We start from the raw sequence: 20,850 nt of genomic DNA, 5'->3' as shown, positions 1-20,850 counted from the left end.
CCGTTGGCTCAGTCTCGTAGGCTCATAATGCGCCATTGGCGTTCTTCGGCCACCTTGCGCAGGGTATCGTCGGGGTCGACGGCCACTGGGTGCTCTACCTGTTCGAGCAGGGGAAGGTCGTTGTGTGAATCGCTGTAAAACCATGCGCCATCCATGGTGAACTCTTGCCCTTCAAGCCATTGCTTTAAGCGAGTTACTTTGCCTTCGCGGTAGCTGGGAGTGCCTGCCACTCGCCCGGTGTAGCGGCCATCTACTATTTCTGGGTCAACTGCAATCAAGTCGTCCACGCCCAAACGATTGGCGATCGGGGCCGTAATAAAGCGATTAGTGGCGGTGATGATCAGCAGCGTATCGCCTTTCGTGCGGTGCCGAGCAAGCAGTTCTTCTGCTTTAGGTAAAATATTCGGTTCGATCTTGCTGACCATAAACTGCTGATGCCAAGCGGCTAACTGCTCCGGCGTATTTTCAGCCAGTGGCTTCAAGGCCATTTCCAAAAAAGCCGCCATGTCTAGTGTGCCTGCATTGTAGTCCGCCATAAAGCGCTCATTGGCCTCGCGGTAGGCAACTGGGTCAACTGCCCCCTGTTCGAGCAAAAACTCGCCCCAGGCATGATCGCTGTCGATGGATATCAGCGTATTATCCAAATCGAATATGGCCAGACTCACGGCGCTCCCCTTATGGTGTTAGTTAGTTGTGCTGGTCGTTAGCTCAGTAACGGCTCGCAAAGCGGCGGATTATCGCAGAGTCACCATGGTTTAACCACTTAGGGCGATATTGTATTGATACGCTTGTCTCCCTTGTGGAAAAATGGGGACAACTGAAAATTTATAAGGTGATGTCCGTGATCGACGCTGACGGCTTTCGCCCCAATGTTGGCATCATTATTGCCAATAGCCAGGGGCAGCTGCTTTGGGCGCGTCGTGTAGGGCAAAACGCGTGGCAGTTTCCCCAGGGAGGCATCAAGGCAAACGAAACACCACATCAAGCGCTTTTTCGTGAGCTTTTTGAGGAGATCGGTCTAACCGCCGACGATGTCGATATTGTCGCCTGTACCCGGGGATGGCTGCGCTATCGTCTGCCACGACGCATGATTCGCACCCACTCACGGCCGGTTTGTATCGGCCAGAAGCAGAAGTGGTTTTTACTCAAGATTCGCTGCCAAGAGAATCGAATCTGTATGACGGCAACGCCTAACCCCGAGTTCGATGGTTGGCGGTGGGTAAGTTACTGGTATCCGCTGGGGCAAGTGGTGCCGTTCAAACGAGAGGTATATCGGCGCGCGCTACGGGAGCTTTCTCCTCGCGTTCAGCGCTTGGCGCAACAAGATCACGATGGATAGCGTGGGCTCCACTGTTCTAGAAAACTGTTCTAGGAAGCTGTTCCAGTAAGCTGCACTAGGTGAACTGTTCAAAAGAAACAGTTCCAAGGAAACGGTTCGAAGGGCACAGTGACAGCTGGCCGAAAATCCCTCAGCGAGGCAAATAATAGTGAATAGGAAAACGTCCATGCTTGAGGTACTGCGACGCGTTATTCAAGAAGTGAATGGCGCACGAAACCTCGACGCCGCGCTGTCAACGATGGTACGTCGCATACGAAAGGCCATGCAAACTGACGTGTGCTCCTTCTATTTATATGACAAGGAGCTTGAGTCACTTGTATTGATGGAGACGATTGGCCTTCGCACCCAAGCAGTAGGCCGTGTTGTGCTACCGCTAGGCGAAGGCTTGGTAGGCTTAGTGGCTAAGCGCAGCGAGCCGCTTAATTTAGAAGATGCACAAACCCATCCTCACTTTCGCTATTTTGAAGCAACTGGCGAAGAGCGTTACTCCAGCTTCTTGGGAGTGCCGATTATTCATCAGCGGCTCATGTTGGGCGTTTTAGTCGTACAGCAAGCCGAAAAACGTCAGTACGACGATGAAGATGAAGCTTTTCTGGTAACCATGGCTGCTCAGTTGGCAGGCGTGCTGGCTCACGCGCTAGCTACCGGCAACTTGGCTCGTCCAGCGCTTCCGGGTGGTCAGGCCATGTTTAAAGGCGTGGCGGCTTCTCCAGGCATGGCGATGGGGGAGGCGGTAGTCATTACGCCGCCCGCTGACCTAAATAGCGTGCCCGACCTTATTCCCAGCGATCAAGACTACGAAGTCGCACGGCTAAAGGAAGCCATTGGCAAAACGCGCGATGAAATCCGTGCCGCGGCAGAGCGCTTGGTTAATCGTATTTCTTCCCAAGAGCTGGCGCTGTTTGATGTTTATCAGCAAATGCTTGGCGAAGCGGCGCTCTCCGAAGAAGTGGAAAAGCGTATTCGCGAAGGGCAGTGGGCACCTGGCGCGTTGGCCGACGTGGTGCGTCGTCATGTGCAATACCTTGAGCGCGTCGACGACGACTATTTACGTGAGCGTGCGGCGGATATCCGCGATCTTGGCCGCCGTGTGCTGGCACACCTGCAAGAAGACACGCCTTCCACCCCAGAAACCTACCCAGAAAATGCCATTCTGGTAGGTGATGAAATTAGCGTTGCTATGCTGGGAGAAGTGCCAAGAGATAAGCTGAAGGGCTTGGTGTCCGTGCGTGGTTCGAGTACCTCCCATGTTGCTATTGTCGCCCGTGCCATGGGGATTCCGACGGTACTTGGGATGATGGATCTCCCGCTGCCACGCTTAAATGGAGCCCCGGTAGTGCTTGATGGCCATCGAGGGCGATTGTTTGTGCGGCCAGCGCCAGAGTTAAGAACTCGTTATGAAAGCCTGATTGCCGAGGAAGCGGCGCTGAGTGAGCTTCTGGAGCACGAGCAAGATCTGCCCAGCGAAACGCCAGATGGTCATGCCATGCCGCTAATGGTAAATACCGGGCTGGCGGTTGATGCCTCGGCGCTGCTGAAAAGCCGTATCGGCGGCGTAGGCCTATACCGCACCGAAGTGCCGTTTATGATTACCGAGCGTTTCCCTGGTGAGAAAGAGCAAATGCGCATGTACCGTGAGCAGTTAGAAGGCTTTGCGCCACTGCCGGTAGTCATGCGAACGCTGGATATTGGTGGCGATAAAGACCTTCCCTACTTTCCCATTGAGGAAGCTAATCCATTCCTGGGTTGGCGGGGGATGCGGGTCACCCTCGATCATCCAGAGGTATTGATGGTGCAGCTGCGTGCCATGCTAAAAGCATCGCATGATTTGAATAATCTCTACGTGCTCTTTCCGATGATTACCAATGTGGAAGAGGTGGACGAAGCGATTCGTCTGCTGGATCGCGCCATTTTAGAGCTTGGCGAAGAAGGTAACGGCGTCGAACGGCCTAAAGTGGGTGTGATGATTGAAGTGCCTGCCACTATCTATCAAATGGATGCGTTGGCGAAGCGAGTCGATTTCTTCTCGGTGGGCAGTAACGACCTAACCCAATATTTGCTCGCAGTGGATCGCAACAATCCCCGTGTATCTAGCCTGTACGATGCCTTACACCCAGCGCTGCTGGGCGCGCTGCAAGAACTCGCTCAAGACGCCACTCGGCTAGAAAAGCCGATCTCGCTTTGCGGCGAATTAGCGGGTGACCCTGCTGGTGCGTTGTTATTAATGGCAATGGGATTTACCAGCCTGTCTATGAATGCCCCTAGTTTGCCTAGGGTGAGGGCCGCTATTCGCCGGGTGCCAATGCAAGATGCACAAACACTGCTTAAAGAGATCTTGGATCTGGATACTCCCGCCTTGGTGCATGAGCATCTCAACCAGCGTATGGATGAGTGGCAGCTCTCACACTTAATGCCGCCACGCGATTAATACTGGGGCTGATGGGATGTCAGTTGGGCTGGTGTCGCCAACGTAACTTCTCCTTCAAAACGACCGAGTGGCCCAAACCGCTGCTCGGTAATCGTCACTTGCCCCCGCTGGTTTAGTGTTAACCAAGTGGTTGCTCGGGTGCCGTAGTGTTCACCCACGATAAACGCGGCAGAGAGCTGGCGCTCCAGTGCTAAACCCACTCCGGTATCTGGCAGCTTTTCATCGGGCGCGGTTTGTGAATTATGCAGCGCATGCTGCGTCGCGCTCTGCCACTGTTCGTCGGCACTGTTTAACAAGGCATCACGGACTAAGTTCAGTTTTGGCCAGGGTGTATTCAGGGTGGCATTTGACAAGCCGTGTACCCCTGGGGGCACGCTGGTCAGTACTACCCCATGGCGACCGCGATGCAGGTGCCACATACGGTGTGGTGTGGCAACCAGTAGATTGAATCCGGCATAGTGGTGCGCGCTCGCGCGCTCTTTCTCTTTAAGCCAGGCTTCGATATCGTCGCTTTGTAATACGCTAGCAACGAGTTCACCTCGGCTGGGCGCATTAACGGGGGTTGGCAGTGCTGGGTCTCGCACATTGGTCAACGCTGCGACAACGCCTCGGGAGTTAGCGGCTAACCACGTGCCACCGGCTTCCAGGTCGCGGCCTCCCAGTACAGCGGTGTGTTCTTGCCAGTGAGCAAGAGGGGCAGTGGGGCGCTGGTGGAATTCATCTCGGTTGCCTGCCAAGCGTAAGGGTATAGAAGAGCCGGGGGACCAAGAAAAGGTAATTAAGCACATAGATAAGGCTCTCGAAGAGTAACAGGAATCCAATTCGCCAGTGTGGCATGACAGTATTGAGGCGTAGACATACACTTAACATTAATATAAACATGCTTAGCCACGCTATGGCTGCCAGCATGTTGAGGCGCAACATTTTAGAAGACACCTAGGAAGGCGCACACTATGCAACGTTATCAGCAAGAGCACTTCTGGAATGCGATTGTCTGGCCTACGTTGTGGCCTCTTCTGCTCATTCAGGCGGCCTTGGTGCTGCTTTGTGTGCTGGTAGGGCTGGTGGTGTGGGGGCTTTCTCCTAGTCAAACATCATGGAGCACCACGCTATGGTTGACCCTGGCGTTATTACTGGGCAGTTGCTTGAATGTTGGTGTTTTTTTGATGCTGGTTAAAAGTCGCGCCAAGCAAGATGGTGCCAGTTACATGCAAGAGCTGGCCGAGTTAGAGCGACAAACGGCGCAATTGGTTAATCATCAAGCGGCGCCGACTGATGCGCAGACGCAAGATGTCGGCGAAGAGTTACCACTTAACCGCTTAGCGAAGGTCAATCAGCGGTTGGCGGACGTCATTCGCGCAGGTGAGGATGCTCAGCCCCCAGCTTCCTCAAGCGAGCCATTCCGATCTGATCAAACGCTGCTTGATGATCTACATCACCAGCAAAAACAGTTGAAGCATCTAATCGCTGGACGCGACCGTGCGCGGGAAGAATCTCGTTTGAAGTCTGGTTATCTAACGTTACTTCAGCGTGAAGCCGATAGCCTGTTTGATCATTTGGGCGAAATGCTGCAGATGGATAATTCAGACACATGTTTGCAAAATATTACTCAGGTGCGTGAGCGGCTGGCGGATATACGCGCACTGCTCGCTAACCTTGTTCAGCAAAGTGCCAATGAAATAGATAGTTATGAGCAATTGCTGCCGGCTGACCGCAAGTTGCGTATTCTGGTGGTCGATGATGGTCCCGTTAATTTAATGCTGGCGCGCCAAATGCTCGAAACCCAGGGGCTTCAGGTAGATGGCGTCAGTAGCGGAGAGCAGGCTTTAGACTGTCAGCAAACGATTTTTTATGATCTGGTGTTTATGGATATCTTTATGCCGACTTTAGATGGGTTAGAAACAGCGCGTCGCTGGCGAAGCTTTGAGCGTCATAGTGGCGGTCAGCAGCGCAGTATTTTGATTGCTCTCACTGCGAACGTTGATAGCGCTGGTCACGGTGCTTATAACGCTGCCGGTATGGATGACGTGCTAGCCAAGCCCTACAGGCCTGAAACACTACTAAGCATGATTACTAAGTGGCTACCCAGCGCGAATAACCAAGTGCAGAATAAATGACAGTATTAAGTATTTTGGCAGGCTATTTGTCGCTAGGCGCGGTGGCAGGCACCATGGCAGGTTTGTTTGGCGTGGGGGGCGGTTTAATTATTGTGCCTGCGCTTGTCTTTGCATTCGGTTTGCAGGGGGTTGCTCCCGAGATTGCCATGCATCTTGCGGTAGGCACCTCGTTGGCGACAATCGTCGTCACCGGGGCTTCGTCGGCATTAGGACACTTCCGAAAAGGCAGTATTCATAAGCCATGGTTTATGGCGCTGTTACCTGGACTTATGCTCGGAGCTATCGGAGGGGCGTTTATCGCAGACAACCTTTCTGGCACCGTTTTGGGAACCTTGTTCGGGGTGTTTGTATTGCTGTTAGCAGCCAGAATGGTGTTGGGTCTTTCACCAAGGCCCGGTAGTTCGCCGCCAGGGAGCGTTGCGATGACCATCGCTGGCGGTGTAGTAGGCGCTATATCTGCACTATTTGGTATTGGAGGAGGCGCAATGACAGTGCCTTGGCTTTCACGATGTGGTGCAAGCATGACCCAGGCGGTGGGAACCTCTGCCGCCTGTGGCTTACCAATAGCAATGGTGGGTGCGTTAACGTTTATTGTTGTGGGATGGGGGCATCCGCTTCTTCCCCAGTGGGCGACCGGCTTTGTCATGTGGCCTGCCTTTATCGGTATTGTGCTAACCAGCGTGCCTTTTGCACGGTTTGGCGTTCGTTTGGCTCATGTGCTGCCAGCCAGTGCATTGAGGTTTTTATTTGCAACGCTGCTGGCCGTGGTGGGCTTGCGCTTCATCTTGGCGTAATTCACTTATGCCACGCTGCTGTTTTCTTCCTGTTTGTTTTAGAGAGTCTCAATGATTAATTACCCAACGATCGATCCGGTAGCGATTTCACTTGGCCCGCTGCAGGTTCATTGGTACGGCTTAATGTATGTGGTCGGGTTTGTGGCGGCGTGGTGGTTAGGGTGTAAGCGTGCGCCCCGTATTGGACTTACAAAAGATGATATCGGTGATTTGCTTTTTTACTGCGCCATTGGTGTGGTGGTGGGAGGGCGACTAGGCTATGCACTGTTTTACGGCCTAGGACAGTGGACGGCTGACCCGCTATGGGTATTCCGTGTATGGGATGGCGGCATGAGCTTCCATGGCGGTTTATTGGGAGTGCTGCTTGCGGCATGGCTATTTGCACGTCGTAAACAACTGGCGTTTTTCACCCTTGCCGACTTCATCGCCCCGTTGGTGCCCATTGGTTTAGGTGCTGGGCGGATTGGTAATTTTATCAACCATGAATTGCCGGGAGGTGTGACGTCGCTACCCTGGGGCATGCCCTTTCCTGGTATGGGGCCAGAGCCACGCCACCCTTCGGCGCTGTACGAGGCCTTTCTAGAAGGTATCGTATTGTTTGCCATCCTGTGGTGGGTGTCTGCCAAGCCGCGCGCCAGAGGACTGGTCTCGGGGTTGTTCCTGTTAGGCTATGGCGTCTTCCGCTTTATGGTGGAATTTGTACGTATGCCGGATGCCCACATTGGCTATCTCGCCTTTGGCTGGTTCACTATGGGCATGCTGCTGACGCTCCCAATGATCGCGTTAGGCCTCGTTTTCATCGCCTGGTCGCGTAATCAACCTATTGATGCCAAGTTGTGAGGGGTAAGGCGTGAGTGGCTGACCGGTGCTTACGCGTATAGAATATCTACCCAAATTGATTTTTAATCTGGAATTTCTGTGACTGCAATAACGCCCATGCCGAAAGAAGCGCTAGAACAGCCGTATCTCGACCTAATGCGCACCGTAATGGAGCAAGGCGTTGATAGGAATGATCGCACTGGTGTCGGTACGCGCTCAGTGTTTGGTCATCAAATGCGTTTCGACCTCTCTCGTGGTTTTCCGCTGCTAACCACTAAAAAGCTGCACCTGCGCTCTATTATTCATGAGCTGCTGTGGTTTCTTAAAGGTGATACCAATATCGGGTATCTCAAAGAGCATGGTGTACGTATTTGGGACGAGTGGGCCGATGAAAACGGTAATCTTGGCCCGGTCTATGGTTATCAGTGGCGCAGTTGGCCGAGTCCCAAGGGCGGTAGTGTCGATCAGATTGCTCATGTATTGGAGCAGATTCGTACGACGCCTCAGTCACGGCGACTGATTGTTTCAGCCTGGAATCCTGGCCAAGTTGATGAAATGAAATTGCCGCCTTGCCACTGCTTGTTCCAGTTTTATGTGGCCAATGGGCGTCTCTCGTGCCAGCTTTACCAGCGCAGTGCGGATATCTTCTTAGGTGTACCATTCAACATTGCAAGCTATGCGTTACTGCTCAGTATGGTGGCGCAGGTAACTGGCCTGGAGCCCGGCGAGTTTGTGCATACGTTGGGTGATGCCCATCTTTACAGTAACCACCTTGAGCAAGCTCAGGAGCAGTTAAGTCGCACACCTAAAGCACCACCGCGTCTGGTGCTTAACCCCCAGGTAACCAATCTGTTTGACTTCACCTTTGACGACATCAGCATCGAAGCATATGAGTCGCATCCCCATATCAAAGCAGAGGTGGCAGTATGAGCCTGCAGCAAGATGCTTATGACCCGCTAGTGCCGATAGCGATGATTGTGGCAATGGCCAAAAACCGGGTGATTGGGGTTGAAGGTAAGTTACCTTGGTACTTGCCTGAAGATCTAAAGTTCTTCAAGCGTATGACTCAAGCCAAGCCGCTTGTGATGGGGCGCAAAACCTACGCATCAATAGGCAAACCGCTGCCCAATCGGCTCAATATTGTGGTAACCCGTGATGCGGGCTTTGCCGCCGAAGGCGTGCGGGTATGCCACGAGTTGCCAGCAGCATTGGCATTGGCCGACCAACAGGCCACTATTGAAGCTGCCGAGGAAATTATGGTGATGGGAGGGGGCGAGATTTATCAACAAGCACTTCCTTATGCTCAGCGCCTCTATATCACTGAAGTGGATATTGATGTTGAGGGTGATGCTGTTTTTCCCGAGTTCTCTATGAAAGAGTGGCAGGAAGTTCAGCGTGTAGCGGGCAAGCCAGCAGAAGGGCAGCCTCAATACGACTTTGTAGTCTATGAGCGGATCGCCGACTGATCAGCGCAAAGAAGGAGGGGGTATGGCCGCACCAGTACTGGATCTGCTAGGGACATTGGAAGCACGCCTTGAGCAGACTAAAGCCGCACTGAACGCGTTGCGTGAAGAGAACGAAATGCTCAAACGGCAGTTGGCGAGCCAAGTGCCGCAGACTCAGCAACCTTCACAGCCGCTGCAGGATTCAGCTCAGTCTGATGTATCGGCCACCGAGCCGTCGGCGGAAGGTGTAAAGCCTTCCGACTCACAGGTGATCAGCGAAGTTGCCGCAGAAACAGCGCCACAGCCGCCTTCTCCTCAGGCGCTGTTGAATCAGTGGTATAAACGCTACCCGCACGCCTTTTTCGCTGGTCATACTAAACCGCTGAAAGTGGGCATTCATCAAGATCTGGCCCAGCGAGAACCCTGGTCAGGGAAATTAATACGCCGAGCATTGGCTAACTATGTGAATTTGCCTCGCTATGTAAAATCGATGCGAGAAGGGGCTGAGCGAATTGACTTAGATGGCAACCCAGCGGGTAAAGTTGATAAAGAAGCGGCGCGACATGCTAGTGATCGACGAAAAGATAAGTTGGGAAAAGATCAGCTAGACAGCAATGCATCAAAGCAAGCGCCGTCTTCGGAGCGCGGGTCTTCGGAACACAGCTCTTCGAAACACAGTTCTTCGAAACATAGAAAGCAGCAGCAATCATCAAAACAAGTGTCAAGACAAGCACCTAAAAATGCACCAAAAGATGCTGTCCCCCCGTCTGTGAAGGCGCATGAGCAGAGGGAGGAAGATAAAGCGGTAGATGCGCTTGAAACAGCAAAGCCGCTTAGCTTGGAGGATAAATTAAGAGGACTTCAGCAAAAATTTACAGGCCGCTGAGACCAATCAGTTGCCCATGGGTTCCCTAAAAAAAATGCAAATCGTAAAGAAACACTGTTTTTTTCTATTGCGTTCACTGGAATCCCGGTATAGAGTTTGACCTGCGAGCATTGGACTATAACAAGGCTTAGTTGAGGACATGCCGCATACCGCCGGGAAAAACCGGAGGATGGGATAAAGAGCATGGCCCGCAAGCCAGCTGCAGACTTCACAATAAGTTTGCGGTAACGATCGAAACAGTAAGCTAGTTAAGGAACCTACATCATGAAAAAGACACTTTTAGCGACTGCTATCATTGGCGCCCTGGGTGCCTCTGCCGCCGCTCAAGCAGCTACCGTTTATGACCAAGATGGTACCAAGCTCGACGTCTATGGCCGTATCGCCATGGGTATCGCTGGTGGCGGTCCTGAGTACAACGACGCTGACCAAAAAATTGACAACGGCGCAGAATTCGTAGACGTCTACTCTCGTCTTGGCCTGCGCATGAGCCACGAAGTTAACTCTGACCTGACTGCTTTCGGTCGTTTAGAGTGGCGCTTCAAAGGTGACGAGCGTTACACCGAGTCTGGCTTCACTGAAATTCGTCAAAGCTACCTGGGTGTACAGAGCAAGCAGTACGGTACCTTCCAGGCTGGTAACTTCGACGCCTTCTACAACCAGTTCGTTTCTTCTCCGTTCGACTGGGAAATCGACCGTGGTCTAGAGTTCGCTGGTCACACTAAACAGTCACGTGGCGACTCTATCGGTTACTACACGCCTGATCTTCAAGGCTGGACTGCCTTCCTGCAGCTGAAACACTACAGCACGCGTGGCCAGGTTGAGACTGGTAACAACGATCCTGACAACGTAGTTGCTGCCCAAGGTGGTGTGCGTTACGAGCAAGGTCCGGTTACTTTAGGTCTTGGTTTTGTTGACGACGTAGTACGTGGCGGCGGCAACGGCGAAATCATGGGCGGCCTGATCGGTTCTTACGCCATCAGCGACCAGTTCTCTGTTCGTTTAGGTTATGAAGGTCGTGAAAACAGCGACGTTCGTGGCGGCGGCTACGACACTGTAGGTCTGGGTGGTACTTACACCACTGGTCCTTGGGCATTCGCTGCAGATATCTACAATGTAGATACTGACGGTGAAGACGATGACCGTACTGCTTGGGCCCTGGGTACTTACTACAAAGTTTCCAGCAACTTCGACGTATTCGTTGAGTTGAACCAAGCTGACCAGCAGTCTATCAGTGTTAACCTCGACGGCCTGGATTCCAGCGTTGAAAATGCTGACGGCGACGACATTTACTACCTGACAGGCGCGCGTTACCACTTCTAAGCTTGGCTTTATGCCATGCTTAGCAGGTAACCCCTGTAAGTAGAAATAGAACCGGCCTCATTACGAGGCCGGTTTTTTTTTGGCGCAAAAAATGCAGATATAGACCTGCATTAGCTGTCGGTCGTTGAGTCGACTGCTTGCGTGAGCTTCATGCGTAGAATGTATGCCGAGGGCTAGTAACAGGAAGTGCTAGTGTTGAGGCGGTGTTTTAATAGCTGTTTCGTTTGTCAATGTAGAGTGGTGGGCGGTAATAATTTACAATGACCCACGAAACGATAAGCCAGCAGGTAGGCTACTTTTCATCCGCACTGTGTAGGGCAAGGGAATGCGCCCGTTAAAATCCCTGGGCGGTAGCGTGCCTCTTCATTGGAAAATATTATGCCAAATACCCCATTTTTGTTAACGAGGCCAGCTCGCATGCTGTTGGCCGCGTTAAGCGTTGCTGTCGTTAGTGGCTGCGCTACCTATCCCAATAGTACGCAGCAGCAGGCACAGTATGTGTTGAATACTGACTCAGCTAAATTGCTGGGTGATGACAACCTCAATGGCTTTTTATCCCAAGCGCCTGCAGGGGCAGTGATGAACTTGGTGTACAGCCCATGGGGCGATAACGTCGAAATCATTGCAGATGCCCCATACCTCGCAGCCAGTGGGAGAGAATGTCGGCGGCTGCGGGTAGTAGAATCAGGAAGTGGCGCTGCCGGTACGGCACTCACCTGCGAGACTCCTAATGGTTGGGTTAATCAGCGAGTGCTGAGCCCAAGCACTTCGGCTACATCCACTGCAGCACAAGGGCGCTACTAATGAACGCTATTCGTCTTCTTAAACGGCTTTCGTTTAAACGCCCTGTTGTCGTTGCTTCTTTGGTAATCGGCAGCGCCGTAAGCACAGCGGGCTGGGCACAGAGCATTAGCCTACCCAATACTATTCTGCCGGAAGAGAAAGCTGGCGAACAGCAAGAGCAGGTAGATGATACGCCCCGTGCCGATTGGCGTAGTGGTACTTATGGCCCGGTTAGCGCAGCGCCGCAAAACCCCGATGCGCTACCGCCATTCGGGGCTAACCTGTTTAGCGGTGGGTTCCGCGGCGCGATGGGCGACGGCCTAAATGCCAGCTACCAAGTAAAGCCCGGCGATCAAGTGACCGTGCGCGCCTGGGGGGCATTTGAATTTGACCGTGTGCTACCGGTAGATGCCCAAGGCAATATCTTTATTCCTGGCTCAGGCCCATTAAACGTAGAGGGCCAGAATAGCCAGCAAGTAGATAGCAGCGTGCGTGGTGCTATTACGTCGGTTTATCCAGAAAACGTACAGGTCTATACCAACGTACAAGGTGTTCAACCTGTTGCTGTTTTCGTGACTGGCTATGTTGAAAATCCAGGCCGCTTCGCAGGCACACCGAACGACTCTGTCCTTTATTTTCTCGATCAAGCCGGCGGCATCGACCAAGACCTTGGCAGTTACCGGCAAATTCGCGTAATGCGTAATGATCGTACGGTTGCCACTGTGGATCTCTATGATTTCCTTATCAATGGCTCTATTGCCCGCCCGCAGTTTAAAGATGGCGACACCATCGTGGTCGAAGAGCGTGGCCCAGCGATTGCGGTGGGCGGTGATGTACACCGTGAGCACCGCTATGAATTGCTGGGCAACCAGTTAAGTGGTGCCGAGTTAGTTGATTTGGCGCGCTTAAGAAGTGGTGTTTCCCATGTGCTGCTGCGTGGTAATCGGGAAGAGGGGCCCATCGCTCAATACTTCCCAATTGATAAGTTCTACAGTCAAACTATTCGTAGTGGCGATGAAGTCTTGTTCAGCGCTGACAAGCGCAGTGAGACTATTGTGGTGGAAATAGAAGGTAGTTACTACGGGCCTTCACGTTACGCGTTACCCCGTGACGCTCGCTTAAGCGAACTGCTAGATGCTATCCCCGTGCCGGAAAACATGACAGCGGTGGAAAGTGTTTCGCTTCAGCGCGAAAGCGTTAGGCAGCAGCAACAGCAATCCATGGAAGATAGCTTGCGCCGCTTAGAAACTACCTACCTCGGCGCTGAATCCAGCACCAATGAAGAAGCGAAAATTCGTGCCCAAGAGGCCGAGCTGATCCAAAACTTCATTGAGCGTGCCCGCGAGCTAGAGCCTAGTGGCCGTTTGGTAGTCGCCTACAACGATCAGATTTCTGATATTCGCCTGCAGGACGGCGATGTTATCACTATCCCTGAGCTGAGCGACTCGATGCTTATCAGCGGCGAAGTGCTCGTGCCTCAGGCTGCTGTTTATCGCCCGGGTATGAACGTGATTGACTACATCGAAAGCGCTGGTGGGTTCACTAACCGCGCCGATGAAGACCACATTTTAGTAGTTCGCCAGAACGGCGCGGTAGAAAATGCCCGCAACGTTAACCTGCGCCCCGGCGATGAAATTCTGGTCATGCCCGCCGCACCTACCCACAATCTGCAGCTAGCTTCTACGCTGACGCAGATATTGTTCCAAATTGCTGTCGCTACCCGCGTGGCAGTTGATCTGTAAATGGTGAAGGGTGAGGTGTGAGGGGTAAAACCGCTAACACCTCACACCTCACGCCTCACAATCTCACTTATTTAAAAGTAGAGCTATGGCAAATGTAAAAGGCGCGCCTAAGGGCGCCCGTACGCCTTGGCAAGTCACCCGTAGCGTTTGGTATGCCATGTTTGTGCGTGAGGCACTGTCACGCACCATGGGTGATCGCATGGGCTGGTTCTGGATGATCTTTGAACCCGTTGCCTTTGTCGGCATTATGGTAGGCATACGTAGTTTTATTCGTGGTGGTGGTTTTATTGCAAATGCTGATTTTATTCCTTGGATGATCGCAGGCTTAATGGGGTTCTTTCTTGTTCGTGAAGGAATGATGCGCGGGATGGGAGCAATTGATGGCAACAAAGCGTTGTTCGCCTATCGCCAAGTGCAACCGATTGACCCGGTTTTAGTGCGTAACTTTCTTGAAGGAACGCTACGCAGCTTGATTTTTCTGATTTTTATTGGCGGTGGGTTAATGATCGGGTTGGATCTTTACCCCGATAATGCGATCCGTGTGATGGCCGCCTGGTTGTCACTTTGGAGTTTGGGATTAGGTTTAGGGTTGGTCACCTCGGTTGCTGCAACATTGGTGCCTGAAATAGGCATCGTAGTACGTGTGATTTCGTTGCCACTATTAATTATTTCAGGCGTTATTTTGCCGCTAAATAGCTTGCCGCATTGGCTGCTGGAATACTTACTGCTTAATCCTATTCCTCACGGGCTGGAAACACTTCGCTTAGGTTTTTTCGAAAACTATGAAGTGGTACACGGAACCAGCATGCTCTATATGTGGCTGTTCACTCTCACTTTAATATCGCTAGGGCTACTGATGCACCTGCGTTTTGTTGATCAGTTAAAGGCAAAATAATTCATGCAAGCTTCCCTAAGTCGATTTGTAAAAGCATCCCCCCACTGGGCGTTAGCATTTTTAGCTATTCTGCTAGTGTCATTTTATTGGTTTGTATGGGCAGAAGAGCGCTATGTGTCCCGCGCAACGGTAGTGCTAGAAAGTCCTCAGGTTGCCACGCCGGAATTCAGCCTTTCGTCATTGATGGGCGGTGGTGGTGGGAATACCGCCGATCTTTTATTACTACGTGAACATTTGCTGTCTGTTGATATGTTGCGTTTGCTGGATGAGCAGCTCGATATTCGCCAGCACTATAGCGAACACGGCGATATTTTTGCCAAACTGCGCAACCCTGACGTGCCCATTGAAGATCTACATAAATACTATCTGCGTCGGGTAGAAGTAGAGCTGGATGAGTATGCCGGTGTTCTGAATATTTACGTTCAGGGCTACACGCCTGAATTCTCCAGAGATATGGCTGCACTGCTGTTAGAAGCTGGTGAAAACCACATGAATGAGATGGGCCACCGTTTAGCAGACGAGCAGGTTCGTTTCCTAGAGCAGCAAATGATTCGCTTGGAAGATCGCTTTCGTGAAACCCGTTCGGAGCTGCTAGAGTTTCAAAACGAGTATGGCTTAGTATCGCCAACCTCAACGGTGGAAAGCATTAACCAAGTAGTAGCGACGCTAGAAGGCGACTTAGCTCGCTTACAAGCGGAACGCAATGCATTAGCAAGCTTTCAAAGTGCGCAATCCGCCGAGCTGCGCCAAATAGAGCGCAGCATCACCGCGTTACGTGATCAAATCGCTCAGCAGCGCGACCGCTTAGCACAGGCAACCGGCGATTCGCTAAACCGCGTATCAGCAGAGTACGAAACGCTAGAGCTTCAAGCTCAGTTTGCTCAGGAAACCTATTCAAGCGCGTTAGCCGCGTTGGAAAACACTCGCTTGGAAGCTGCCCGCCAACTCAAGCAGGTTAGCGTACTACAAAGCCCGCTACTTCCAGAGTACCCAACCGAACCAAACCGCCTTTATAACAGCAGCGTGTTCGCTATCATCACTATCTTCCTAGCCTTTATCCTCAGCATGATCATAATGATCGTGAAAGACCACAGGGATTAAAGAAAAGGCTTTTTTGTAAGGCGGGTGCGCTGACTTTTACACCGCGCTACAAGATCAATGCACAACGTAGTGCGGTGTAACGAGGTCGCGAGGAACGAGCGAAACCGAGGCACCCGCAACGGCGGCGCAGCCGCCCAAAGGCCTCCAGCCAGCACCGCGTTGATACCCCGCGGGTGCGCTGACGCTTACACCGCGCTACAAAATCAATGCACCACCGAAAAAGGATTTTTCGATGCTAGATATTATCCATCATGGTGGTGCTACGGGTGTCACCGGGAGCTGTCACCAGCTAATCCTCAATGGTGAAAATTCACTGTTAGTCGACTGCGGCCTATTCCAAGGTGAAGACGCAGCGCAAGATAGCTTTCAGCAGCTGCAAATTGAATTTGATATCAGCACCGTTAAAGCGCTGATTATTACCCACGTACATATTGACCACGTCGGGCGGCTGCCATACTTGTTGGCAGCGGGTTTTAAAGGCCCGATTATTTGCTCCATTCCGTCGGCAACGCTATTACCGCTGGTTATTGAAGACGCTTTAAAAATCGGTTTCACGCGTAATGCAGAACTGATCCAGCGTTTCCAAGCCCAGCTTGAGTCACAAATTGTCAGCGTGGCTTACGGCAAATGGCACTCGGTTGTGAATGGTTGCGAAAAGGGTAAGCAGGGCATTACTACCCGCATTAAGTTTAAACGAGCAGGGCACATACTCGGTTCCAGCTATGTAGAAGTTGCCCACCAGTACGCTAATGGCAGCAAAGAGCGAGTTGTCTTTAGCGGTGATTTAGGGGCACCCTTCGCTCCGCTATTGCCCGCGCCTAAATCACCCTATGGCTGTGACCAGCTAGTTCTCGAAAGCACCTACGGCGACCGCCAGCACGTGGGGCGTCGCGAGCGCCGTGCTACGCTTAAAACTGCCATTGAACAAGCCCTGGCTAACGGCGGTACGGTCATGGTGCCCGCCTTCAGCATTGGCCGTACCCAAGAGCTGCTTTACGAGCTGGAGGGCATTATTTATGAAGCCAAGCGCAACGCCAAAAACAATCAGTGGCAAGCCATAGAAATTATTGTTGACTCACCGCTTGCTGCACGCTTTACCAACGTATATCGCCAGTTAAAGCCCTACTGGGATAAAGAAGCCCAACGCCGCTTACGCAGTAGCCGCCACCCGCTCAATTTCGAAAATCTCTACACCGTAGAAAGCCACGAAGCCCACGAGCAAACTGTCCAATACCTAGCGAAAACTGGCCGTCCAGCGGTAGTCATTGCCGCCAGTGGCATGTGTGCAGGTGGGCGCATCATGAACTACCTAAAAGCCATGTTAGGCGATGAGCGTCACCAGGTGTTGTTTGTGGGATACCAAGGGGCTGGTACGCCAGGACGAGCAATACAGCAATATGGCCCGCAGGGCGGTTGGGTGGAAATTGATGGTCAGCGTATCGACATCAATGCAGGTATTACCACCATTAGCGGCTACTCCGCCCATGCAGATCAAAAAGACCTGCTTAACTTCGTAAAGCGCATGCGCCGCTGGCCTCATACCATACGCCTTGTACACGGCGAAAAAAACGCTAAAAACGCGCTCAAACATGAACTAGAAGCGCTTTATCAGCGCAACAGCAAACCGCTTGATATCAATTTGTAGTGCGGTTCTCTTACCGCTCGCTACCTATTAAACACTTAAAAAGTCGGTGAAACTAACTTGCCCATAAATTTCCTATTTACTATTCACCATTCACTATTCATGAGTTCACCACTTACTAGTTCACGAATTCAAAATGATTGAAATCAAACACCTCTACAAGCGTTACCACAACCATCATGGTAGCGACTGGGTACTAAAAGATGTCAATTTCACTATCCCTATGGGCGTTAGTGTAGGCTTGATAGGCGCGAACGGAGCAGGTAAATCAACACTTTTGCGTCTTATTGCTGGCATGGATACCCCTGAGCGCGGCGAAGTGATTCGCCATAGCCGCGTTTCGTGGCCGGTTGGTCTTTCTGGGGGAATGCAGGGCAACATGACGGGACGCCAAAACGTTAAATTCGTTGCCCGGGTGCAAGGCAGTAACCCCGAAGAGGTCAAACGGGTTATCAAATTCGTAGAAGAGTTCGCAGAAATTGGTCCAGCCTTTGATGAGCCTATTCGGACTTATTCATCGGGCATGAAATCACGTATTTCGTTTGGTTTATCGCTTGCGTTTGATTTTGATGTCTACATTTCCGATGAAGCCACTGCCGTTGGCGATCGCGCTTTTAAAGCCAAAGCGAAAGAGCTATTTGAATCGAAAACGGGTCAAGCCTCTTTGATAATGGTTTCCCACTCAGAAGGTATTTTGAAAGACCTCTGTCAAGCAGGTGTTTATCTTAAAAAAGGCAGCGCCTTTTGGTACGACGATATCAACGATGCCATTGCCGCCTATCATGCAGATGTAGACAAAAAGCAACGTCAGTCTGAATTGCCTAGCGATGTGGTAGGGGCTCGTAAATACCTGCAAGCCTGCCACGCCGATTTAAAAGCTGCTCAAGAAATCCTTGCTGATGCCAAAGAGCAGGAAGACAAAGAGGCACTCGCGGCTGCTAAAAATGCAGTGAAAGAAGCGAGCAGCAGAGCAAGAGAAGCACGTGAAAACTTAGAGTTACGGCAAAGCACACGCTAGCGTCAGCGCTAATAAGATAGCCAATAAGGCAGTTACTGAGATTGCAGTATGAGTAAAACTTTTTTTATTACCGGTGGAGCGGGCTTCATCGGCTCTGCCGTTATTCGTGAGTTAATCCATAACACCGACAACCATGTCGTGAATGTTGATAAGCTCACCTATGCAGGCAATCTAGAATCGCTGGAAAGTGTCGCCGACAGTGAACGCTACACGTTTGTGCAAGCAGATATTTGTGATGCACCTGCGATGCAGCAGTTGTTTGAACGGCACCAACCCGACGTAGTGATGCACCTAGCTGCAGAAAGCCATGTAGACCGTTCCATCGATGGCCCCGCCGCGTTTATTCAAACCAATGTGGTCGGTACGTCGGTTCTATTAGAAGCTGCCCGTGCTTACTGGAAAAGCTTACAGCAGCAAGAGGCTGCCAAAGCAGAAGCATTCCGTTTTCACCATATCAGTACCGATGAAGTGTATGGCGATCTAGACGGAACCGATGACCTCTTCACCGAAGAAACGTCCTACGCGCCTAGCTCGCCATACTCAGCGAGTAAAGCCAGTTCAGACCATCTGGTTCGTGCCTGGCAGCGCACCTATGGCTTGCCCACACTGATTACCAACTGCTCTAACAACTACGGGCCGTATCACTTCCCCGAAAAGTTAATTCCGTTGATGATTCTAAATGCCTTAGCGGGTAAGCCGTTGCCGGTCTACGGTGATGGCCAGCAAATTCGCGATTGGCTATATGTTGAAGATCACGCTCGCGCCTTGATCAAAGTGGCGACGGAAGGCGAAATCGGCGAAACCTACAATATCGGCGGGCATAACGAAAAAGCTAATCTCACTGTTGTTGAAACACTGTGTGATCTGTTGCAAGAGCTAGTTCCACAAGAGAGCTCATACCGTGAGCTGATCACGTTTGTGACTGATCGCCCAGGCCACGACGTACGTTATGCCATTGATGCTGGCAAAATTGAACGAGAACTCGGCTGGGCACCAGAAGAAACCTTCGAAACCGGCCTGCGCAAAACCGTGCAATGGTATCTCGCCAACGAAACCTGGTGGAAACGCGTGCAAGACGGCAGCTATCAACGGCTGGGCACCAACACGTAGTGCGTGGTAAGCCTACGGCGCACCCGCAACAGGCTTTCGGATTTCGCGGGTGCCTTGGTACCGCTCGTTCCTCGCGGCCTCATTTCGCCGCGCTGCAGGTTGCGCAATCGATTGACGTTAAGGCTTCACTATGAATATCTTCATCACTGGCGGTAACGGCCAAGTAGGCTTTGAATTACAGCGCCAATTTGCTCCTTTCGGCACTATCTTGGCCCCGACACGCCAAGAACTCGACCTAACCAACGCCGAAGCCGTCAATGTTTATCTTGAAAAACACCAGCCTGGGCTGATCCTCAATGCTGCGGCCTACACAGCCGTTGATAAAGCCGAGAGTGAACCAGAGCAGGCAAAGCGTCTAAACGCTAAACTGCCAGCGCAGTTGGCTGATTACGCCGCGATGCAGGGCATTCCCCTGGTGCATTACTCAACGGATTACGTCTACCCAGGCAATGGCGAAAAGCCTTGGCAGGAAGACAGCCTCACTGGCCCGCTAAGTATTTATGGACAAACCAAGCTGGAAGGTGATGACGCCGTCGTTAGTAGCGGCGCCAAGCACCTGATTTTTCGCACCAGTTGGGTATACGCCGCGCGTGGCAATAACTTTATGAAAACCATGCTACGCCTTGGTCGCGAGCGGGAAGCACTGAACATTGTCAGCGATCAAATTGGTGCGCCTACCCCCGCGCGTCTAATCGCCCAAATCACTGCCTTGGCTTGCACCAATCACCACTCGCCATCTACCGCTCATCATTCTCTATTCACTATTAACATCCCCCAAGGCATATACCACTTAGCGCCCAGTGGAGAGACAAGTTGGCATGGCTTCGCTAGTGAGATTTTTAAAACAGCCCGTGGGCTAGGGGAAGCGCTTGCTATTGCACCCGAAGGCGTCGCGGGTATTTCCACTGTCGAGTATCCAACCCCCGCCAAGCGCCCGTTAAATTCGCGAATGGCGCTAAGCAAGCTAGAAAACTCACTAGGCATCACCATGCCCACCTGGCAAAGCCAGCTGGGGCTGACACTACGTGAGTATCTGGATCAATAGCCCGGCTGTGCCATGCACAAACAGCCTTGCGTATACATAATGGCCAGCAGAAAACGCGGCACACTTTATATCGGTGTGACCAGTAACTTGGCCCAGCGAGCATGGCAGCACAAGCAGCAGTCGTACGACGGTTTCACAGCAAGGTATGCAATCAATCAACTCGTATACTTTGAACAAGCAAGTGATATAGAGGCGGCTATAAAGCGCGAGAAGCAACTAAAGAAATGGAACAGAGCTTGGAAAATCCAGTTAATCGAGAATCACAACCCACATTGGAAAGACCTCTACCCTGACATACTTTAGCTTGGCTACCAGAACCAAGCTGGATTCCCGCTAAGAGCATGCGGGAATGACGAGGTGTAAGGT

At 51.9% G+C, this 20,850-nt stretch carries 20 protein-coding genes; 18 read left to right on the top strand and 2 right to left on the bottom strand.

All coding sequences use genetic code 11. The features are described 5' to 3' along the window. Nucleotides 1-8: 8 nt before the first annotated feature. Nucleotides 9-665, bottom strand: coding sequence for a histidinol-phosphatase (locus tag HVE01_RS18940; protein WP_038486032.1), 657 nt, complete (start codon nt 663-665; stop codon nt 9-11). Nucleotides 666-841: 176 nt separating this feature from the next. Here HVE01_RS18940 and HVE01_RS18935 point away from each other — a divergent pair, with 176 nt between their 5' ends. Together HVE01_RS18935 and ptsP are read left to right on the top strand one after the other, a co-directional pair. Beyond that, nucleotides 842-1,339, top strand: a complete 498-nt coding sequence (locus HVE01_RS18935; RefSeq protein ID WP_125749911.1) for an RNA pyrophosphohydrolase — start codon at nt 842-844, stop codon at nt 1,337-1,339. A gap of 166 nt (nt 1,340-1,505) precedes the next feature. Continuing rightward, nucleotides 1,506-3,767 (top strand): phosphoenolpyruvate--protein phosphotransferase, encoded by a 2,262-nt coding sequence (gene ptsP, locus HVE01_RS18930; RefSeq protein WP_125749908.1) that lies wholly within the window; start codon nt 1,506-1,508, stop codon nt 3,765-3,767. On the opposite strand, the gene HVE01_RS18925 is transcribed toward ptsP, so the two are convergent. After that, nucleotides 3,764-4,555, bottom strand: coding sequence for an NRDE family protein (locus HVE01_RS18925; RefSeq protein ID WP_146945373.1), 792 nt, complete (start codon nt 4,553-4,555; stop codon nt 3,764-3,766). The two genes, ptsP and HVE01_RS18925, sit on opposite strands and share 4 nt — an antisense overlap. A 165-nt stretch (nt 4,556-4,720) precedes the next feature. Between HVE01_RS18925 and HVE01_RS18920 the strand changes: the two genes are divergently transcribed. From HVE01_RS18920 to HVE01_RS18845, 16 genes are all read left to right on the top strand, one after another. After that, nucleotides 4,721-5,884, top strand: coding sequence for a response regulator (locus HVE01_RS18920; RefSeq protein ID WP_125749902.1), 1,164 nt, complete (start codon nt 4,721-4,723; stop codon nt 5,882-5,884). After that, on the top strand, nt 5,881-6,678 hold the full coding sequence (locus HVE01_RS18915) for a sulfite exporter TauE/SafE family protein (RefSeq protein WP_146945372.1): 798 nt from the start codon (nt 5,881-5,883) through the stop codon (nt 6,676-6,678). Before HVE01_RS18920 ends, HVE01_RS18915 begins: the two co-directional genes overlap by 4 nt. A gap of 51 nt (nt 6,679-6,729) precedes the next feature. Then, nucleotides 6,730-7,518 carry a prolipoprotein diacylglyceryl transferase gene (gene lgt / locus HVE01_RS18910; protein ID WP_146945371.1) on the top strand — a complete coding sequence of 263 codons (789 nt, stop codon included), beginning with the start codon at nt 6,730-6,732 and terminating at the stop codon, nt 7,516-7,518. A 96-nt stretch (nt 7,519-7,614) separates the two neighbouring features. Beyond that, the gene (locus tag HVE01_RS18905) at nt 7,615-8,427 is read left to right on the top strand and encodes a thymidylate synthase (RefSeq protein ID WP_171880200.1); all 813 of its coding nucleotides are present in this window, start codon (nt 7,615-7,617) and stop codon (nt 8,425-8,427) included. After that, nucleotides 8,424-8,963: a dihydrofolate reductase gene (locus HVE01_RS18900; RefSeq protein WP_146945370.1), complete on the top strand. Its 540-nt coding sequence runs from the start codon at nt 8,424-8,426 to the stop codon at nt 8,961-8,963. The genes HVE01_RS18905 and HVE01_RS18900 overlap by 4 nt, the downstream gene beginning before the upstream one ends. 22 nt (nt 8,964-8,985) lie before the next feature. Further along, nucleotides 8,986-9,828 carry a ProQ/FINO family protein gene (locus HVE01_RS18895; RefSeq protein ID WP_146945369.1) on the top strand — a complete coding sequence of 281 codons (843 nt, stop codon included), beginning with the start codon at nt 8,986-8,988 and terminating at the stop codon, nt 9,826-9,828. Between the two features lie 264 nt (nt 9,829-10,092). Beyond that, nucleotides 10,093-11,148, top strand: coding sequence for a porin (locus HVE01_RS18890; protein ID WP_146945368.1), 1,056 nt, complete (start codon nt 10,093-10,095; stop codon nt 11,146-11,148). A 378-nt stretch (nt 11,149-11,526) separates the two neighbouring features. Then, nucleotides 11,527-11,952, top strand: coding sequence for a DVU3141 family protein (locus HVE01_RS18885; RefSeq protein WP_125749882.1), 426 nt, complete (start codon nt 11,527-11,529; stop codon nt 11,950-11,952). Next, nucleotides 11,952-13,673, top strand: coding sequence for a polysaccharide biosynthesis/export family protein (locus HVE01_RS18880; protein ID WP_146945367.1), 1,722 nt, complete (start codon nt 11,952-11,954; stop codon nt 13,671-13,673). The genes HVE01_RS18885 and HVE01_RS18880 overlap by 1 nt, the downstream gene beginning before the upstream one ends. An 85-nt stretch (nt 13,674-13,758) precedes the next feature. Continuing rightward, the gene (locus HVE01_RS18875; RefSeq protein ID WP_146945366.1) at nt 13,759-14,568 is read left to right on the top strand and encodes an ABC transporter permease; all 810 of its coding nucleotides are present in this window, start codon (nt 13,759-13,761) and stop codon (nt 14,566-14,568) included. 3 nt (nt 14,569-14,571) lie between these two features. Beyond that, nucleotides 14,572-15,669 carry a KpsE/RkpR family capsule polysaccharide export protein gene (locus HVE01_RS18870; RefSeq protein WP_146945365.1) on the top strand — a complete coding sequence of 366 codons (1,098 nt, stop codon included), beginning with the start codon at nt 14,572-14,574 and terminating at the stop codon, nt 15,667-15,669. A gap of 232 nt (nt 15,670-15,901) precedes the next feature. Beyond that, on the top strand, nt 15,902-17,314 hold the full coding sequence (locus tag HVE01_RS18865) for an MBL fold metallo-hydrolase RNA specificity domain-containing protein (protein WP_146945364.1): 1,413 nt from the start codon (nt 15,902-15,904) through the stop codon (nt 17,312-17,314). A gap of 133 nt (nt 17,315-17,447) precedes the next feature. Next, the gene (locus HVE01_RS18860) at nt 17,448-18,329 is read left to right on the top strand and encodes an ABC transporter ATP-binding protein (protein ID WP_146945363.1); all 882 of its coding nucleotides are present in this window, start codon (nt 17,448-17,450) and stop codon (nt 18,327-18,329) included. Nucleotides 18,330-18,377: 48 nt separating this feature from the next. Continuing rightward, a complete protein-coding gene (gene rfbB, locus HVE01_RS18855) occupies nt 18,378-19,439 on the top strand; it encodes a dTDP-glucose 4,6-dehydratase (protein WP_146945362.1) in 1,062 nt (353 codons plus the stop codon). A gap of 130 nt (nt 19,440-19,569) precedes the next feature. Further along, the gene (rfbD, locus tag HVE01_RS18850; RefSeq protein WP_146945361.1) at nt 19,570-20,484 is read left to right on the top strand and encodes a dTDP-4-dehydrorhamnose reductase; all 915 of its coding nucleotides are present in this window, start codon (nt 19,570-19,572) and stop codon (nt 20,482-20,484) included. A 12-nt stretch (nt 20,485-20,496) separates the two neighbouring features. After that, a complete protein-coding gene (locus HVE01_RS18845) occupies nt 20,497-20,787 on the top strand; it encodes a GIY-YIG nuclease family protein (RefSeq protein ID WP_146945360.1) in 291 nt (96 codons plus the stop codon). Nucleotides 20,788-20,850: the final 63 nt, after the last annotated feature.

This window comes from Vreelandella venusta (assembly GCF_007989605.1).
In the GTDB taxonomy this organism is placed as follows: domain Bacteria; phylum Pseudomonadota; class Gammaproteobacteria; order Pseudomonadales; family Halomonadaceae; genus Vreelandella; species Vreelandella venusta.
This window is presented reverse-complemented; position numbering and strand designations above follow the sequence as displayed.

Excerpts from the sequence above, each read along its gene's own strand:
- HVE01_RS18865 (WP_146945364.1), top strand. The coding sequence starts at position 15,902 with ATGCTAGATATTATCCATCATGGTGGTGCTACGGGTGTCACCGGGAGC.
- HVE01_RS18920 (WP_125749902.1), top strand. The coding sequence starts at position 4,721 with ATGCAACGTTATCAGCAAGAGCACTTCTGGAATGCGATTGTCTGGCCT.
- HVE01_RS18890 (WP_146945368.1), top strand. The coding sequence starts at position 10,093 with ATGAAAAAGACACTTTTAGCGACTGCTATCATTGGCGCCCTGGGTGCC.
- HVE01_RS18900 (WP_146945370.1), top strand. The coding sequence starts at position 8,424 with ATGAGCCTGCAGCAAGATGCTTATGACCCGCTAGTGCCGATAGCGATG.
- HVE01_RS18905 (WP_171880200.1), top strand. The coding sequence starts at position 7,615 with ATGCCGAAAGAAGCGCTAGAACAGCCGTATCTCGACCTAATGCGCACC.
- HVE01_RS18845 (WP_146945360.1), top strand. The coding sequence starts at position 20,497 with ATGCACAAACAGCCTTGCGTATACATAATGGCCAGCAGAAAACGCGGC.
- HVE01_RS18925 (WP_146945373.1), bottom strand. The coding sequence starts at position 4,555 with ATGTGCTTAATTACCTTTTCTTGGTCCCCCGGCTCTTCTATACCCTTA.
- HVE01_RS18880 (WP_146945367.1), top strand. The coding sequence starts at position 11,952 with ATGAACGCTATTCGTCTTCTTAAACGGCTTTCGTTTAAACGCCCTGTT.
- HVE01_RS18885 (WP_125749882.1), top strand. The coding sequence starts at position 11,527 with ATGCCAAATACCCCATTTTTGTTAACGAGGCCAGCTCGCATGCTGTTG.
- rfbD (WP_146945361.1), top strand. The coding sequence starts at position 19,570 with ATGAATATCTTCATCACTGGCGGTAACGGCCAAGTAGGCTTTGAATTA.
- HVE01_RS18860 (WP_146945363.1), top strand. The coding sequence starts at position 17,448 with ATGATTGAAATCAAACACCTCTACAAGCGTTACCACAACCATCATGGT.
- lgt (WP_146945371.1), top strand. The coding sequence starts at position 6,730 with ATGATTAATTACCCAACGATCGATCCGGTAGCGATTTCACTTGGCCCG.
- HVE01_RS18870 (WP_146945365.1), top strand. The coding sequence starts at position 14,572 with ATGCAAGCTTCCCTAAGTCGATTTGTAAAAGCATCCCCCCACTGGGCG.
- ptsP (WP_125749908.1), top strand. The coding sequence starts at position 1,506 with ATGCTTGAGGTACTGCGACGCGTTATTCAAGAAGTGAATGGCGCACGA.
- rfbB (WP_146945362.1), top strand. The coding sequence starts at position 18,378 with ATGAGTAAAACTTTTTTTATTACCGGTGGAGCGGGCTTCATCGGCTCT.
- HVE01_RS18875 (WP_146945366.1), top strand. The coding sequence starts at position 13,759 with ATGGCAAATGTAAAAGGCGCGCCTAAGGGCGCCCGTACGCCTTGGCAA.
- HVE01_RS18895 (WP_146945369.1), top strand. The coding sequence starts at position 8,986 with ATGGCCGCACCAGTACTGGATCTGCTAGGGACATTGGAAGCACGCCTT.
- HVE01_RS18915 (WP_146945372.1), top strand. The coding sequence starts at position 5,881 with ATGACAGTATTAAGTATTTTGGCAGGCTATTTGTCGCTAGGCGCGGTG.